This is a genomic window from Streptomyces sp. NPDC056883 (assembly GCF_042788835.1).
Taxonomy (GTDB): Bacteria; Actinomycetota; Actinomycetes; order Streptomycetales; family Streptomycetaceae; genus Streptomyces; species Streptomyces stoeckheimensis.
In genome coordinates this window covers 186477-203056 of sequence record NZ_JBHUBS010000009.1, presented here as the reverse complement: position 1 = coordinate 203056, position 16580 = coordinate 186477, and the positions used below count along the sequence as shown (strand labels likewise).

Here is a 16580-nt window from a genome sequence, read left to right as displayed (position 1 = left end):
AGGGCTCGCCCTGCGGCCCAGCGTCCGGGAGGGGCCGAAGGCTCGCGCTATTCCGGGCGGGGCTGAGGGGTCCCGTCCCCGTCTGGGAGGGGCTGAAGGTGCCCGCGCCGGGGTGGGTGGGGCTGAGGGTGCCCGCGCCACCTGGGAGGGGGCTGAGGGCGGCCTGGAGGCTCGTCTGGGAGGGGTTGGGGGTGCGGGAGTGGTTCTGGGGCGGCTGTCCCGGTTTGGGTGGCGTCAGGGGCGATATTCAGCCAATCGGCGGTGAGCCCGTGAAGCCGCGGTTGCCCCCGTCGGCCCCGTCGGCCCCGTCCCCGGGGTTCGGAGGGCTCAGAGGGTTGCCGGTGGGGCGGGGGGTGGGGATTCCGAGAGGAGGTGGGTGAGGAGGCGGACGGCGCCGCGCTTGTGCAGGGGGTCGTTGCCGTTGCCGCACTTGGGGGACTGGATGCAGGAAGGGCAGCCGGCCTCGCACTCGCAGGCGGCGATCGCGTCACGGGTCGCCGTCAGCCAGGCGCGGGCCGTGTGGAAGGCGCGCTCGGCGAAGCCTGCTCCGCCCGGGTGGCCGTCGTAGACGAAGACGGTCGGGAGGAGGGTGTCGGGATGCAGCGGGATGGAGACCCCGCCGATGTCCCAGCGGTCGCAGGTGGCGAAGAGCGGGAGCAGGCCGATGGAGGCGTGCTCGGCGGCGTGCAGGGCGCCGCCGAGGATCTCCGGGTTGATCCGGGCCTCGTCGAGCTGGTCCTCGGTGACCGTCCACCACACGGCCCGGGTGCGCAGGGTGCGGGGCGGCAGGTCCAGTTTGGCTTCGCCGAGCACCTCGCCGGTGATCAGTTTGCGGCGCAGGTAGGAGACCACCTGGTTGGTGACCTCCACCGAGCCGAAGCAGAGCCGGGCCCGGCCCCAGGGGATCTCCGTCTCGGTCTCCAGGATCGAGATGGCGGTGGTGTCGCGGGCGGTCGTGGAGAACGGCGGGTTCGACTCCTCGACCAGCGCGACCGAGTCCTCCAGGTCCAGGTGCTTCACCAGGTACGTGCGGCCCTGGTGGAGGTGGACCGCCCCGTCGTGGACGGCGGTGTGGGAGGCCTCCTCGTCGACCGTGCCCAGCAGGCGGCCCGTGGCGGCCTCGACGATCTGGACCGGGCGTCCGCCGCCGCCCCGGATGTCGGTGAGGTCCGAGGCCCGTTCCCGGCGGGTCCAGTGCCAGGCCGTGGCCCGGCGGCGCAGCAGTTTCGCCGCTTCGAGCTGGGGGAGGAGGTCGCGCGCCGCCGGGCCGAAGAGGTCGAGGTCGGGCTCCGTGAGGGGCAGCTCGGCCGCGGCCGCGCACAGGTGCGGGGCCAGGACGTACGGGTTGTCGGGGTCCAGGACCGTGGCCTCCACGGGCTGCCGGAACAGGGCTTCGGGGTGGTGGACCAGGTAGGTGTCCAGCGGGTCGTCGCGGGCGACCAGGACGGCCAGCGCGCCCTGGCCCGAGCGTCCGGCCCGGCCGGCCTGCTGCCACAGGGAGGCGCGGGTGCCCGGGTAGCCGGTGATCAGGACGGCGTCCAGGCCGGCGACGTCCACGCCCAGCTCCAGGGCGGTCGTCGCGGCCAGGCCGAGCAGGTCGCCGGAGTGCAGGGCCCGCTCCAGGGCGCGGCGCTCCTCGGGCAGGTAGCCGCCGCGGTAGGCCGCGACCCGCCGGGGCAGGGAGCGGTCCACGGCGGCGAGCTTCTCCTGGGCGATCACCGCGATCAGCTCGGCGCCGCGCCGGGAGCGGACGAAGGCGACCGTGCGGACGCCCTGGACGACCAGGTCGGTGAGCAGATCGGCGGTCTCGGCGGTGGCCGTGCGGCGTACGGGGGCGCCCCGCTCGCCCTTGAGCTCGGTCAGGGGCGGCTCCCACAGGGCGAAGACGACCTCGCCGCGCGGGGAGGCGTCGTCGGACACCTCCACCACCGGCAGGCCCGTCAGCCGGGACGCGGCGGTCGCCGGGTCGCTCGCGGTGGCGGAGGCCAGCAGGAACACGGGATCGGCGCCGTAGCGGGCACACAGCCGGCGCAGCCGCCGCAGGACCTGGGCCACGTGGGAGCCGAAGACGCCCCGGTAGGTGTGGCACTCGTCGATGACCACGTAGCGCAGGGCCCGCAGGAAGGAGGACCAGCGCGGGTGGGCCGGGAGGATCCCGCGGTGCAGCATGTCGGGGTTGGTGAGGACGAGGTTCGCGTACTGGCGCACCCACTCGCGTTCCTCGAACGGGGTGTCTCCGTCGTAGACGGCGGGCCGGACGGCGTTTCCGAGCGGGCCGGCCAGTTCCCGTACGGCGCGGCGCTGGTCGGCGGCCAGGGCCTTGGTCGGGGCCAGGTACAGGGCGGTCGCGCCCCGGCCGTTGGGCGCCTCGGCCCCGTCGGCGAGGGCGGAGAGCACGGGCGCGAGGTAGGCCAGGGACTTGCCCGAGGCGGTGCCCGTGGCGACGACCACGGACTCCCCGTCGAGGGCGTGCTCGGCGGCCGCGGCCTGGTGTTCCCACGGATGGTCGATCCCGGCGGCCTGAATTGCGGCTACGACATCAGTTCGGATGCGATCGGGCCAGACCGCATGACGACCCTCCCGAGGGGGCAAGTGCTCCGTATGGGTGATGCGCGCAGTGCGGGAAGGCCCCCGTGACAGCCGGTCCAGAACCGTGCCGGGGGTGGGTCTGACGTCCTCGGGTGCCGTGGGCGGACCGGGACGGTGAGTGTTGGCCATTGGAACCGAGTGTGTCACCGGCGTGCGGGACAATGGTCGGAAGGCGTCGTGCGCGCCTGCCGGTAAGTGATTGAATGCCATCGCGGCAGCCAATCCCTCTCCTACCTCCGGGTTGGGGAGGCCCCTGGGGGGCGCCGCTCGATAGCAAGGTGCTGGAGGATCCGTGGACCTGTCCCTGTCGACTCGCACTGTCGGCGACCGTACGGTCGTGGAGGTCGGTGGCGAGATTGATGTGTATACCGCGCCCAAGCTGCGCGAGCAGTTGGTCGAGTTGGTGAACGACGGCAGCTACCACTTGGTTGTCGACATGGAGCGAGTGGACTTCCTCGACTCCACCGGACTTGGTGTGCTCGTGGGAGGCCTCAAGCGCGTCCGCGCGCACGAGGGCTCGCTGCGTCTGGTGTGCAACCAGGAGCGCATCCTGAAGATCTTCCGAATCACCGGCCTGACCAAGGTGTTTCCGATCCACAACTCGGTGGAAGACGCCGTCAACGCCACCGACTGACGGCGCTCGGCGGCGAAACGGCCGATGATGGAGCGGGGGGTACCGGGCCACAAGCGGTCCGGGCCCCTGTAAGGCACGCCCGTAGTCCGAGGGGGACGCGCATGGCCACCGTTGAACTGCGCTTCAGCGCCCAGCCCGAACACGTCCGGACGGCCCGCCTGGTCGCGGCCGCCGTGGCGCGGCGGGCCGGTGTGGAGGAAGCCGTCCTCGACGAGGTCCGCCTCGCCGTGGGCGAGGCCTGTTCGCGTGCCGTCGGACTGCATCGCACCAACGGGCTGACCGCGCCCGTCCGGGTGGTGCTGACCGAAGAGGAGAAGGTGTTCTCCATCGAGGTCAGCGACGAAGTGCCCGGACCGGCCGGCGGCACGGCTGCCGCCGTGCCCGGGATAGACGCCGTCCTGGACCCCGACACCGAGGGCGAGGACGAGATGGGCCTTGCCGTGATCAGCGGCCTGGTCGACGACGTCGAGGTCATCAGCGGGGAAACCGGCGGGACCATCCGGATGAGCTGGCCCGTGTCGGGGGCCTCCGAACTGCCGTAGCCGGCGGTTGCCCCGCCCGCTCCGGGTCGGCGGGCTCCGGCTCGACCGCCGCCGGTCACGGGGCGCTGACCGACCGCTACGTACCCGCCGGGTGGCCCTGTGCCGACCGGGGGGTTTTCGTGCTGCCCCGGCCCTCGTGGCCCCGGTGGGGTCTCCTTGGGTCGGCGGGTTCTCCTGGGGCCGCCGGGTTCTCGTGGGGCTACGGCGGGTTCTCGTGGGGCACGGCGGGTTCTCGTCCCGCCCCGTGGGTTTGGTGCTTTCCCGTCTGTTTCGTGTCCCGGTCGGGCTCTGCGGCGGGCGGTTCTCGGCGTCCGGTCGTCTGGCGACGGGGGACCGGGCGGGTGCCGGCAAGGCGTCGGAGGCGCCTTGGTGTGGGCACCGATGATGTTCCCCCGCGCGTGCCGACGTATCTTCTGATCTTATTCAAGGCCCTGCCGAGCAGGGCCTTTTGTGTGCCTCTAGATCAATTCCGTGATCGTTCTCCGGCGGATTTCCGGATCGGTGATCAAGCGTCAACGCTTTTGCCCCATTACCACTTTCGAGGGTAATGGAGTGACCAGATCTATTGGTGAGGAGCAAGTGCGGGCCAATTCCGCTTCCTGCGTACTGTTTTGATCTGGTCCCGCTCCCTACAATCCGTCCACATCTTGAGCTCATCACGTCAAGGAGGACGAATGACGGGGCTCTTCACCCCTATCGCGCCGGGTCGCACCACAGACCTGGCATCCGCAGTACTCACGGATGACAATCGGCTCATCGTGATCGTCATTGCGGCCGTGGCCATCGCCGCGCTCGTCGTCGCGCAGATCCTGGTCCGCCAGGTCCTCGCCGCCGACGAGGGAACCGACTCCATGAAGGAGATCGCCGCCGCCGTCCAGGAAGGCGCCAACGCCTACCTCGGCCGGCAGCTCCGCACGCTCGGCATCTTCGCCGTCGTCGTGTTCTTCCTGCTGTTCCTGCTCCCCGCCGACGACTGGACGCAGCGCGCGGGACGTTCCGCCTTCTTCCTCGTCGGCGCCATCTTCTCGGCCGCCACCGGCTACATCGGCATGCGCCTCGCGGTCCGTGCCAACGTCCGCGTCGCCGCCGCCGCGCGCGAGGCCACCCCCAGAGAGGGCGAGCCCGCCAAGGACCTGACCGAGGTCTCCCACAAGGCCATGCGGATCGCGTTCCGCACCGGCGGCGTGGTGGGCATGTTCACCGTCGGCCTCGGCCTGCTCGGCGCGTCCTGCGTCGTGCTCGTCTACGCCGCCGATGCGCCCAAGGTCCTGGAGGGCTTCGGCCTCGGCGCCGCGCTCATCGCGATGTTCATGCGTGTCGGAGGCGGCATCTTCACCAAGGCCGCCGACGTCGGCGCCGACCTGGTCGGCAAGGTCGAGCAGGGCATTCCGGAGGACGACCCGCGCAATGCCGCGACCATCGCCGACAACGTGGGCGACAACGTCGGAGACTGCGCGGGAATGGCCGCCGACCTCTTCGAGTCGTACGCCGTCACCCTCGTGGCGGCCCTCATCCTCGGCAAGGCCGCCTTCGGCGACCTGGGCCTGGCCTTCCCGCTGATCGTCCCCGCCATCGGGGTCGTCACCGCGATGATCGGCATCTTCGCGGTCTCCCCGCGCCGTACCGACCGCAGCGGAATGACCGCCATCAACCGCGGCTTCTTCATCTCCGCCGCCATCTCGCTGGTCCTCGTCGGGATCGCCGTCTACGCGTACCTGCCGGGCACCTACAAGGAGCTCGTCGGTGTCGACGACGCCGCGATCTCCGGGCACTCCGGCGACCCGCGGATCCTGGCGCTGGTCGCCGTCGCCATCGGCATCGTGCTCGCCGCCCTGATCCAGCAGCTCACGGGCTACTTCACGGAGACCAACCGCCGTCCCGTCCGGGACATCGGCAAGTCCTCCCTGACGGGCGCCGCCACGGTCGTGCTCGCCGGCATCTCGGTCGGCCTGGAGTCCGCCGTCTACACGGCGCTGCTCATCGGCCTCGGCGTGTACGGGGCGTTCCTGCTCGGCGGCACCTCGATCATGCTGGCGCTCTTCGCCGTGGCGCTGGCCGGCACCGGCCTGCTCACCACCGTCGGCGTCATCGTCGCCATGGACACCTTCGGCCCGGTCTCCGACAACGCCCAGGGCATCGCGGAGATGTCCGGGGACGTCGAGGGCGCCGGCGCGCAGGTGCTGACCGACCTGGACGCGGTGGGCAACACCACCAAGGCCATCACCAAGGGCATCGCCATCGCCACCGCCGTGCTCGCCGCGGCCGCGCTCTTCGGCTCGTACAACGACGCCATCGCGGGCGCGGTGAAGGAAGTCGGCGTCAAGACGGCCGGGGAGATGAACCTCAGCCTGGACATCGCCCAGCCCAACAACCTGGTCGGGCTGATCCTGGGCGCGGCCGTCGTGTTCCTGTTCTCGGGCCTCGCCATCAACGCGGTGTCCCGTTCGGCCGGCGCGGTGGTCTACGAGGTGCGCCGCCAGTTCCGGGAGCACCCCGGGATCATGGACTACACCGAGAAGCCCGAGTACGGGCGCGTCGTGGACATCTGCACCAAGGACGCGCTGCGCGAACTCGCCACGCCGGGGCTGCTCGCCGTCCTCACCCCGATCGCCGTCGGGTTCACGCTCGGCGTCGGAGCCCTCGGTTCCTTCCTCGCCGGCGCGATCGGCACCGGCACCCTGATGGCGGTCTTCCTCGCCAACTCCGGTGGCGCGTGGGACAACGCGAAGAAGCTCGTCGAGGACGGGCACCACGGAGGCAAGGGCAGTGCGGCCCACGAGGCGGTCGTCATCGGCGACACCGTCGGCGACCCGTTCAAGGACACCGCCGGTCCCGCCATCAACCCGCTGCTCAAGGTCATGAACCTGGTGGCGCTGCTGATCGCCCCCGCGATCGTGCAGTTCAGCTACGGCGCGGACGCCAGCCCGACCGTACGGGCGATCGTCGCGATCCTCGCGATCGGCGTCATCGTCGGCGCCGTGTACGTCTCCAAGCGCCGCGGCATCTCCGTGGGCGACGACGGGGCGGGCGAGGGCGCGACCGCGGAACGGGTGGGCCAGCAGGGCGACCCGGCGGCGGCGGTCTCCTCCTGAGACGGCTCTCGCGGGGCTGACGACGGCTCTTGAGGGCCTGACCCGGCCCGACTCGACCGTACGCCCGAACGGCGGACGGGGGGCGCGGACTGACGCGCCGTCCGTCCGCCTTTGCGTTTCCCGGATGGTGGGCGTGTATCTTCCGGGCCGAGAGCCTTCGAAGGGACCAATCCGGTGAACAAGAAGCTTGCGGCCGCGGTATCGGGCGCTGCGGTGCTGATGCTCGTCCTGTCCGGCTGCGGCGGGGACGACGGCGACAAGAAGACCGACGCCTGGGCCAAGAAGGTCTGCGACAGCTGGCAGCCCGAGCTCGAGAAGATCGAGAAGGCGAACGCCGACATCAAGCGGGTGGCGACCGAGAGCAGTAAGCCAGAAGAGGTCCAGGCGACCGACTCGGCGGCCTTCGGGACCATGTCCGAGTCGTACAAGGCGATGGGTACGGCCCTCACGGGCGCGGGAGTTCCGCCCGTCAAGGACGGCGAGAAGACCCAGGCCGCCGCGGTCATGGGCTTCGAGTCGACGTCTGCGGGCTACACCGCCCTGAAGACGAAGATGGACGCCCTCGACGCCAAGGACCAGGGCAAGTTCGCCGAGGGCCTCAAGGAGGTGGCGGGCGGTCTGGAGGAAGCGACCAAGGGCGGCAAGGAAGCCCTCGACCAGCTCAAGGCGGGCGGGCTGGACAAGGCGATGAACAGCCAGAAGGGCTGCCAGGTGACGACTCCGTCGCCGGCGAAGTCCTAGAAGTTCTAGAGGTTCCAGAAGTTCTTGAACCTCTAGAAGTTCCAGCGCGGGCCGCCGCCTTGCCGGCGGCGCCGCGACCACCGGGGCGGCCGGGATCCTTCGGGACCCGGCCGCCCCGGCGCATGTCCGGGGACGGCCCGGGCCGTACGGAGCTGCGCCCGGTCGGGGCCCGTTCCGGGGTGCGGCCCCCGGGCGGGAGCTCCCGAAGGCGACGGGTGCCCGCGCCGCAGGCCGTGTGGCGCGGGCAATGGCGGCGGCAGCGGCCACAATGGGCGGGTGAGTACCACCAGCCTTCCTCCCGGTCTGCCCGCCCGCCTCCCCTCGTCGGCCCGCGCGGCCGAGCTCCGCGCCGCGTTGCTCGCCGCGGGCTTCACCGCCGACGGCCTGCTCGACCTGCTCGGTGCCCCGGCGTACGCCGCGCTGGCCCGCAGCGAGACGGTCCCCGCCCTGCGCGCCGTGCGGAGCCGCGGCGACGGGCCGCTCGCGAGCCTGACCCGGCTGTTCCTGCTGCGGCAGCCGGTGCCGTACGTGCATGCCGCGACGGCCCTGCCCGTCGACGCGGCGCTGGCCGACGGCTGGCTGCGGCGCGAGGGCGACGAGGTGCACGCCACCGTGGACGTGCGCCCGTACGGCGGTCCGGACGGCGAGGACTGGTTCATCGTCTCCGACCTCGGCTGCGCCGTCGGCGGGGCCGGCGGGATCGGCAGCCGCGAGGAGGGTGTGGTGCTCGGTGTCGGCGGCGCCTCCACGACCCTGGCCGGGATCACCATCCGCATCCCGGTCGGCTCGGCGCTCGACGTCGGCACCGGATCCGGGATCCAGGCGCTGCACGCCGCCCAGCACGCGACCCGGGTCACGGCGACCGATGTCAACCCGCGGGCCCTGGAATTCACCCGGTTGACGCTGGCGCTGTCGGGGGCCCCCGAGGCGGAGCTGCTCACCGGGTCGCTGTTCGAGCCGGTCGGCGCGGCCACGTACGACCTGATCGTGTCGAATCCGCCCTTCGTGATCTCGCCCGGAGCCCGGCTGACGTACCGGGACGGCGGGATGGGCGGCGACGACCTGTGCCGGACCCTGGTCCAGGAGGCCGGAGCCCGGCTCAACCCGGGCGGATTCGCGCAGTTCCTGGGCAACTGGCAGCACGTGGACGGCGAGGACTGGCACGACCGGGTACGGGCCTGGGTGCCGCGCGGCTGCGACGCCTGGATCGTGCAGCGCGACGTGCAGGACGTGACGCAGTACGCGGAGCTGTGGCTGCGCGACGCGGGCGATCACCGCACCGACCCCGCCGAGTACGAACAGCGGTACGAGGACTGGCTGGACGAGTTCGAAGCGCGCAAGACCAAGGCGGTCGGCTTCGGCTGGATCACGCTGCGGCGCAGCGACGCGGCCGAGCCGTCGATCGTGGTCGAGGAGTGGCCGCACTCGGTGGAACAGCCGCTCGGGGAAGCCGTCCTGGCGCACTTCGCGCGCCAGGACTACCTGCGCGACCACGATGACGCGGCCCTGCTCGCGGGCTACTTCCGGCTGACCGAGGAGGTCGTGCAGGAGCAGGTCGGCGCGCCCGGCGCGGAGGATCCGGAACACGTCGTGCTCCGGCAGAACCGGGGCATGCGGCGCGCCACCAAGGTCGACACGGTCGGGGCCGGCTTCGCCGGGGTGTGTGACGGATCACTGAGCGCGGGGCGGATTCTGGACGCCATCGCCCAGCTGGTGGAAGAGGACCCGGTGGTCCTGCGGGACCGGACGCCCGAGGCGATCCGGATGCTGGTGGAGCAGGGGTTCCTGGAGCCGCTGACCGCGGCGGAAGCGGAAGCGGGGGCGCGGGCCGCCGAGTAGTCGGGAAGCAGGGAAGCCGGGAAGCCGCGCAGTCGGAGCCGGGATGTAACCCCGGGTTCGTCTGCTGTCTCCCCCCGGCTGAAATCCTCCCGTCAGCGGGATCCGGGGGGATCCCGAGAGCGGCCCGGGGGATGAGGTGAACGGCATGGAGCACGGTCCGGCGATCTTCGCGGCGGCCGTGTTCCTGCTGTTCGGGGCCGCTCTGCTGGCTTGGACGGGGGCGCGCGCCCCACGCGGCGCGCCGGTGGCCGAGGGCGTGCGCCCCGTCGTGGCCGTACCACTGGCCCTGCTCGCCGGCGGGGCCTCGCTCGCCCTCGGGGTCTGGTGCCTCGGACGGCTGTGAGGCCGGCCGCGAGGCCGGGGGCTCCATGAGGCGAAGCTCACGGGACCGGGGGCTCCGCGGCAGTCGGGCCCCTGACGGTCGGGGTGGTGTCGCCCCTGGTGGTGGCGGGTGCTTCGGTCCGGCGGGGGCGGGGCTCGGGAGTCGCGGCCGCGGAATCGGCCGGATGTCGCTCACGTCCGGCGGCGCGCCGGGTTTCCTCCGCTCGTCCGGAATGTGCGCAGGACCGTAAAGCGCGACGTGAAGCGGGGTCCCGGGGCGGGGCCAGACGGCCCTTCGGCCACTCTGCCCGGTGAGTGCGGAGGGCCCGGCGCGGCATCCGGGCGGCAGAAATGGCACTTGTCGGGTTACCGTTCGAGTGGCCGTTGCGGGCTTCTGCCGTTTGACACGGGGGCGGGTTGTACCGTCACACTCCGCAGCGTCGCCGTACTGCGACCGAGTGCCGACCGGAGAGAAGAGCCAAGTTGTCCCCGACTAGCGAGACCGCAAAGGGCGGCCGCCGACTCGTCATCGTCGAGTCCCCTGCCAAGGCGAAGACGATCAAGGGCTATCTCGGCCCGGGATACGTCGTCGAGGCGAGCGTCGGGCACATCCGCGACCTCCCGAGTGGCGCGGCCGAGGTTCCCGACAAGTACACCGGTGAGGTCCGCCGTCTCGGTGTGGACGTCGAGCACGACTTCGCGCCGATCTACGTCGTCAACGCCGATAAGAAGGCCCAGGTCAGGAAGCTCAAGGAGCTGCTGGCCGAGTCCGACGAACTCTTCCTCGCCACCGATGAGGACCGCGAGGGCGAAGCCATCGCGTGGCACCTGCAGGAAGTCCTCAAGCCCAAGGTCCCCGTCCACCGGATGGTCTTCCACGAGATCACCAAGGACGCGATCCGCGACGCCGTCGCCAACCCGCGCGAGCTCAACCAGCGCATGGTCGACGCCCAGGAGACCCGCCGCATCCTCGACCGCCTCTACGGCTACGAGGTCTCGCCGGTCCTGTGGAAGAAGGTCATGCCGAAGCTGTCGGCGGGCCGCGTCCAGTCGGTGGCCACCCGCATGGTGGTCGAGAAGGAGCGCGAGCGCATCGCCTTCCGCTCGGCCGAGTACTGGGACCTGACCGGCACCTTCGCCACCGGCCGCGCCGGTGACGCCTCCGACCCCTCCACGCTGGTCGCCCGCCTGAACACGGTGGACGGCAAGCGCGTCGCGCAGGGCCGCGACTTCGGTTCGACCGGGCAGCTCAAGAGCGAGGTGCTGCACCTCGACGAGACGAACGCGCGGGCGCTGGCCGCCGCGCTGGCGGAGACCTCGTTCGCCGTCCGGTCCGTCGAGTCCAAGCCGTACCGCCGCTCCCCGTACGCCCCGTTCCGTACGACGACGCTCCAGCAGGAGGCCTCGCGCAAGCTCGGCTTCGGTGCGAAGGCGACGATGCAGGTGGCGCAGAAGCTGTACGAGAACGGCTTCATCACCTATATGCGTACCGACTCCACGACGCTCTCCGACACCGCGGTGTCGGCGGCGCGTGCGCAGGTCACGCAGCTCTACGGGGCCGAGTACCTGCCGGAGAAGCCGCGCACCTACGCGGGCAAGGTCAAGAACGCGCAGGAGGCGCACGAGGCGATCCGTCCTTCGGGTGATCGTTTCCGCACTCCGGCCGAGACCGGTCTGACCGGCGACCAGTTCCGGCTGTACGAGCTCATCTGGAAGCGCACCGTCGCCTCCCAGATGAAGGACGCGGTCGGCAACTCGGTGACCGTGAAGATCGGCGGACGGTCGGCGGACGGCCGTGACGCCGAGTTCAGCGCGTCCGGCAAGACGATCACCTTCCACGGCTTCATGAAGGCCTACGTCGAGGGCGCGGACGACCCGAACGCCGAGCTCGACGACCGTGAGAAGCGCCTCCCGCAGGTCGCCGAGGGCGACGCGCTGTCGGCCGAGGAGATCACGGTCGACGGCCACGCGACCAAGCCGCCGGCCCGCTACACCGAGGCCTCGCTGGTCAAGGAGCTGGAAGAGCGGGAGATCGGCCGCCCGTCGACGTACGCGTCGATCATCGGCACGATCCTGGACCGCGGGTACGTCTTCAAGAAGGGCACGGCGCTCGTGCCGTCCTTCCTGTCGTTCGCCGTGGTCAACCTGCTGGAGACGCACTTCGGGCGGCTCGTCGACTACGACTTCACCGCCAAGATGGAGGACGACCTCGACCGCATCGCGCGGGGCGAGGCCCAGTCCGTGCCGTGGCTCAAGCGCTTCTACTTCGGCGCGGAGGACGCGACCGAGGTCGTGCCGGCCGACGGTGACGCGCTCGGCGGTCTGAAGGAGCTGGTGACCGACCTGGGCGCGATCGACGCCCGGGAGATCTCCTCCTTCCCCGTCGGCGAGAACATCGTGCTGCGCGTGGGCCGCTACGGGCCGTACGTGGAGCGCGGCGAGAAGGACGCCGAGGGCCACCAGCGGGCCGACGTCCCGGAGGAGCTGGCCCCCGACGAGCTGACGGTCGAGTACGCGGAGGAGCTCTTCGCGAAGCCGAGCGGCGAGTTCGCGCTCGGCAAGGACCCGATCAGCGGGAACGAGATCGTCGCGAAGGACGGCCGCTACGGGCCGTACGTGACGGAGATCCTGCCCGAGGGCACGCCGAAGACGGGCAAGAACGCGGTCAAGCCGCGGACGGCCTCGCTGTTCCAGTCGATGAGCCTGGACACGGTCACCCTCGAGGACGCCCTGCGTCTGATGTCCCTTCCCCGGGTCGTCGGCGTGGACGCGGAGGGCGCGGAGATCACCGCGCAGAACGGCCGCTACGGCCCGTACCTGAAGAAGGGCACGGACTCGCGGTCGCTGGAGACCGAGGACCAGCTGTTCGCCATCACCCTGGAGCAGGCGCTCGCGATCTACGCGCAGCCGAAGCAGCGGGGGCGCGCGGCCGCGAAGCCGCCGCTGAAGGAGCTGGGGACCGACCCGGTCAGCGAGAAGCCGGTGGTCGTCAAGGACGGCCGGTTCGGCCCGTACGTGACGGACGGCGAGACGAACGCGACGCTGCGGCGGGACGACGACGTCGAGACGATCACGCCGGAGCGGGGCTACGAGCTGCTCGCTGAGAAGCGCGCCAAGGGCCCGGTGAAGAAGACGGCCAAGAAGGCTCCCGCGAAGAAGGCCCCGGCGAAGAAGGCGACGGCGACGAAGACCGCTGCCGCCAAGAAGACGACGACGGCCAAGAAGGCGACGGCCAAGAAGACTGTCGCCAAGAAGACGACCGCCAAGAAGACGGCGGCGGCCGCTCCGGCGGACGAGTAGTCACCGGCAGGGCCCGTGCACTTGTGCACGGGCCCTGCTTGTTTCAGCCGTCCGGCGTTTGAGGACCGGGGTCTGGGGCGGAGCCCCGCGCGGTGGGTCGGGGGTCACACCGGACCTTGTCCACAGGCCTCCGCACCCGCCCAGCACAGCGGATAGGCTGGGCGGATGACGCGAGCCGAGCAGCCAACGGTCGTGACCGCCACCGCCGACACCGCCCCCACCTACGACGAAGCCCTCGCCGCGGACTCCCGCGAGCGCGCGGTGCGCGCTCTGCTGCGCACCCCCGGGCTGCGCCGTCTGTGGAGCGCGCAGTTGGTGAGCGGCATCGGCGATGCCCTCGCCCTGCTGGTCCTGGTGCTGCTGGTCTTCCAGGCGGCCGTGGACCAGGAGCCCTTCGGCGGTGGTTACACCGGCTGGGCCCTCGCCGTGGCCGCCGTCTTCGGCGTCCGCGTGGTGTCCACCGTCCTCTTCGGCGCGGTCCTCCTCGGGCCCCTGGCCAAGCTCACCGCCCCCGGCGGCACGCTGGACCGCCGCTGGACGATGATCGGCGCCGACGGGCTCCGGCTCGGCCTCTTCGTCGTCGCCCCGCTGTGGCTCGACTGGATCGGCCCGCACGCGCTGACCGCCCTGCTCGCCACCGTCTTCGTCTCCGGCGCCGCCGAGCGGATGTGGGGGCTGGCCAAGGACAGCGCCGCGCCCGGCCTGCTGCCGACGCCGCCGCCGGAAGGGGCGACCGTACGGCCGCTGCCCGACCACCTCGACGCACTGCGCCGGCTGAACCTGCGCACCGCCTTCGCCGCCCTGCCGATCGCCGCGGCCGCACTGCTCGCCTCGACGCTGATCGGCAAGGCCCTCGGCCTCGGCATCGGCTGGTTCGCCGAGAACCAGGCCGCCCTCGGCTCGTACGTGGCCTCCGGTCTCTTCGCGGCCTCCGTATCGCTGCTGCTCCCGCTGGTGCTGCCCGGAACGAAGACCCCGCGTCCGCGCTCCCCGCTGGAGGGCCTGCGCGCCCCCAAGGCGGGGGACCGGCCGGAGAAGGGGCGGACCGGGGCCATCCCGCTGTTCGTCCTCGTCTGCGCCGCCGTCGCCGGAGCCATCGCCTCCGCCGCCGCCGTGGCCGTCCTGCACGCCACCGACCTGGGGGGCGGAGCGGCCGCGTTCTCGCTGTTCGTACTGGCCCTGCTGGGCGGTACCGCCCTCGGCATCCGCGCCACCCAGGCCGGCAAGGTGCTTCCCTCCCTGTCCCGGCGCCGCCTGCTGGCGCTGGCCGTCGGGGTGGCCGGGCTGGCGCTGCTGCTGACCGGGCTGGTTCCGGACACCTCGACGGTGGTGTTCCTCTCGCTGCTCGCCGGCACCGCCGCGGGCGTCGCCGCGAACACCGGGCACACGCTGCTCGACCAGGAGACCGAGGAGTTCCGCCGGGCCCGGGTCACCGAGCACCTGCAGGCCGTCGTCCGGGTCGCCGTGGCCGTCGGAGCCGTCGCCGCCCCGCTGCTGGCCGCCCTGATCGGACCGCACCGGCTGGCCGCCGGCGAGGTCGTCTTCGCCCACGGCGGCGCGGCCTTCACGCTGATGCTGGCCGGCGCCCTGCTGCTGCCGGTCGCCGTCATCGTCCTGGCCAAGGCCGACGACCGCAGCGGCGTACCGCTGCGCCGCGACCTGCGCGAGGCGCTGCGCGGCGGGGAGCCGGTCCAGGCCGCGTCCGACGCCGGGTTCTTCATCGCCCTGGAGGGCGGCGACGGCGCCGGCAAGTCCACCCAGGTGCAGGCCATGGCCGACTGGATACGGGCGAAGGGCCACGAGGTCGTCGTCACGCGCGAGCCCGGGGCCACCCCGGTCGGCAAGCGGCTGCGTTCGATCCTGCTCGACGTGTCCTCCGCCGGCCTGTCGAACCGCGCCGAGGCCCTGCTGTACGCGGCCGACCGTGCCGAGCACGTGGACACCGTCGTCCGGCCCGCCCTGGAGCGCGGCGCGGTGGTCATCACCGACCGCTACGTCGACTCCTCGGTGGCCTACCAGGGCGCCGGCCGGGACCTGTCCCCGACCGAGATCGCCCGTATCTCGCGCTGGGCCACCGACGGACTGGTACCGAATCTGACCGTGCTGCTCGACGTGTCGCCGGAGACGGCCCGGGAGCGGTTCACGGAGGCGCCGGATCGGCTGGAGTCGGAGCCGGCGGAGTTCCACCAGCGGGTGCGGGCCGGATTCCTGACCCTGGCCGCGGCCGACCCCGGTCGCTACCTGGTGGTCGACGCGGGCCAGGACCCGGAGTCGGTCAGCACCGTCGTGCGCCACCGCCTGGACCGGATGCTCCCGCTGTCGGAGGCAGAGGTGGCCGCGCAGGCGGAGGCCCGCCGGCTCGCCATCGAGGAGGCCAAGCGCAAGGCCGAGGAAGAGGCCGCGCGCAAGGCGGAGGAAGCCCGGCTGCTGGCCGAAGAGGAGGCCCGCAAGGCCCGCGAGGCCGAGGAGGCCCGGATCGCGGCCGAGGCCGAGGCCGCCCGCGAGGCGGAGGAAGCCCGGCTGCGCGCCGAGGAGGAGGCCCGACAGCGGGCCGAGGCCGAGCGGCTGCGGCTGGAGGCCGAGGAGAAGGCCCGCGCGGTGGAGCAGGAGAGGCTGCGCAAGCAGGCGGAGGAGGAGGCCCGGCTGCACGCCGAGGCCGAAGAGCGCCGGCTGGAGAAGCAGCGGCGGGCCGAGGAGGCCCTGCTGAAGGCCGAGGAGGCGCGGCGGCTGGCCGAGGCCTCGGCGGCGGAGGCGGCGGCGAAGTCCGCTGCCGCCGCGGCTGCGGCCGCCTCGGTGGCGGCTGCTTCGGCGTCCGTGGCGGCGGCTGCGCCCGCTGCCCCGACGGCTCCCGCGGCGGCCCCTGCTGCCGCTCCTGCCGCTGCGCCCGTCGCCGGGGAGGCTGCTCCCAAGGCCGACCTGCGCAAGGAACCGCACCACGACGAGGCCGTCACGATCGAGACTCCGGTCGTCAAGCGGGTCGTGCAGCCGGACGACGTCACCCAGACGGTCCCGGTGCCGAAGGCCGATCCTGCGGCGGGTCCGGCGGACGAGACGGCCGTGCTGCCGCCCGTCCGCGCGACGGGTCCGGCGGACGAGACGGCGGTCCTGCCGCCCGTACGCCCCACGGGCACGGGCACGGGCGAGGCGGCGCCGACGCGGCCGGCCGCGCCCAGGGCCTCGTACTCCGCGTCGCGGCCCACGGCCCAGCGCCCCGAGGAGAACCCGGCCGACCGGGTCCCGCCGGGCATCTTCCGCGACTCGGGCAACGACGCGACCCGTGAACTGCCGCTGGTCACCGACGCCACCCAGGACGGCCGGCCGCGCAGGCCCCGCTCGGACTGGGCGGAGGAGACTCCGCTGGACGATCTGCCGACGCTGGCGGACGAGCTGCTGGGACGGCGCCGGGACGACGAGGACGACCAGGGCCGGGGGCCGCGCCGCCGCTGACCGCGGCGGTGACGGGTACGGCGGGTGCTGACGGCCGTGGCCGTCGTGGGGACCGGCTGACCGGGATTGTCAGTG

The 16580-nt window shown here is 72.4% G+C and carries 9 protein-coding genes; 8 read left to right on the top strand and 1 reads right to left on the bottom strand.

The genetic code is table 11. The features are described from left to right. Positions 1 to 327: 327 nt before the first annotated feature. Positions 328 to 2799, bottom strand: a complete 2472-nt coding sequence (locus ACFRU2_RS23025; protein ID WP_382974980.1) for a DEAD/DEAH box helicase — start codon at positions 2797 to 2799, stop codon at positions 328 to 330. A gap of 82 nt (positions 2800 to 2881) precedes the next feature. Between ACFRU2_RS23025 and bldG the strand changes: the two genes are divergently transcribed. From bldG to tmk, 8 genes are all read left to right on the top strand, one after another. Further along, entirely contained in the window at positions 2882 to 3223 is a 342-nt protein-coding gene (gene bldG / locus ACFRU2_RS23020; RefSeq protein WP_243339893.1) for an anti-sigma factor antagonist BldG, read from the top strand. Between the two features lie 101 nt (positions 3224 to 3324). Continuing rightward, positions 3325 to 3765, top strand: coding sequence for an ATP-binding protein (locus ACFRU2_RS23015; protein WP_382974977.1), 441 nt, complete (start codon positions 3325 to 3327; stop codon positions 3763 to 3765). A 674-nt stretch (positions 3766 to 4439) separates the two neighbouring features. Then, a complete protein-coding gene (locus ACFRU2_RS23010; protein ID WP_382974974.1) occupies positions 4440 to 6857 on the top strand; it encodes a sodium-translocating pyrophosphatase in 2418 nt (805 codons plus the stop codon). A 174-nt stretch (positions 6858 to 7031) separates the two neighbouring features. After that, the gene (locus ACFRU2_RS23005) at positions 7032 to 7598 is read left to right on the top strand and encodes a small secreted protein (RefSeq protein ID WP_274548842.1); all 567 of its coding nucleotides are present in this window, start codon (positions 7032 to 7034) and stop codon (positions 7596 to 7598) included. A gap of 276 nt (positions 7599 to 7874) precedes the next feature. Then, entirely contained in the window at positions 7875 to 9437 is a 1563-nt protein-coding gene (locus ACFRU2_RS23000) for a methyltransferase (protein WP_382974971.1), read from the top strand. A gap of 145 nt (positions 9438 to 9582) precedes the next feature. Continuing rightward, entirely contained in the window at positions 9583 to 9780 is a 198-nt protein-coding gene (locus ACFRU2_RS22995; RefSeq protein ID WP_382974968.1) for a hypothetical protein, read from the top strand. Between the two features lie 461 nt (positions 9781 to 10241). Beyond that, complete coding sequence (topA, locus tag ACFRU2_RS22990; RefSeq protein ID WP_382974965.1) at positions 10242 to 13058, top strand: type I DNA topoisomerase; 2817 nt, start codon at positions 10242 to 10244, stop codon at positions 13056 to 13058. A gap of 165 nt (positions 13059 to 13223) precedes the next feature. After that, on the top strand, positions 13224 to 16505 hold the full coding sequence (tmk, locus tag ACFRU2_RS22985; RefSeq protein ID WP_382974962.1) for a dTMP kinase: 3282 nt from the start codon (positions 13224 to 13226) through the stop codon (positions 16503 to 16505). Positions 16506 to 16580 lie beyond the last annotated feature (75 nt).

Excerpts from the sequence above, each read along its gene's own strand:
- ACFRU2_RS23025 (WP_382974980.1), bottom strand. The coding sequence starts at position 2,799 with ATGGCATTCAATCACTTACCGGCAGGCGCGCACGACGCCTTCCGACCA.
- ACFRU2_RS23015 (WP_382974977.1), top strand. The coding sequence starts at position 3,325 with ATGGCCACCGTTGAACTGCGCTTCAGCGCCCAGCCCGAACACGTCCGG.
- ACFRU2_RS23010 (WP_382974974.1), top strand. The coding sequence starts at position 4,440 with ATGACGGGGCTCTTCACCCCTATCGCGCCGGGTCGCACCACAGACCTG.
- ACFRU2_RS22995 (WP_382974968.1), top strand. The coding sequence starts at position 9,583 with ATGGAGCACGGTCCGGCGATCTTCGCGGCGGCCGTGTTCCTGCTGTTC.
- tmk (WP_382974962.1), top strand. The coding sequence starts at position 13,224 with ATGACGCGAGCCGAGCAGCCAACGGTCGTGACCGCCACCGCCGACACC.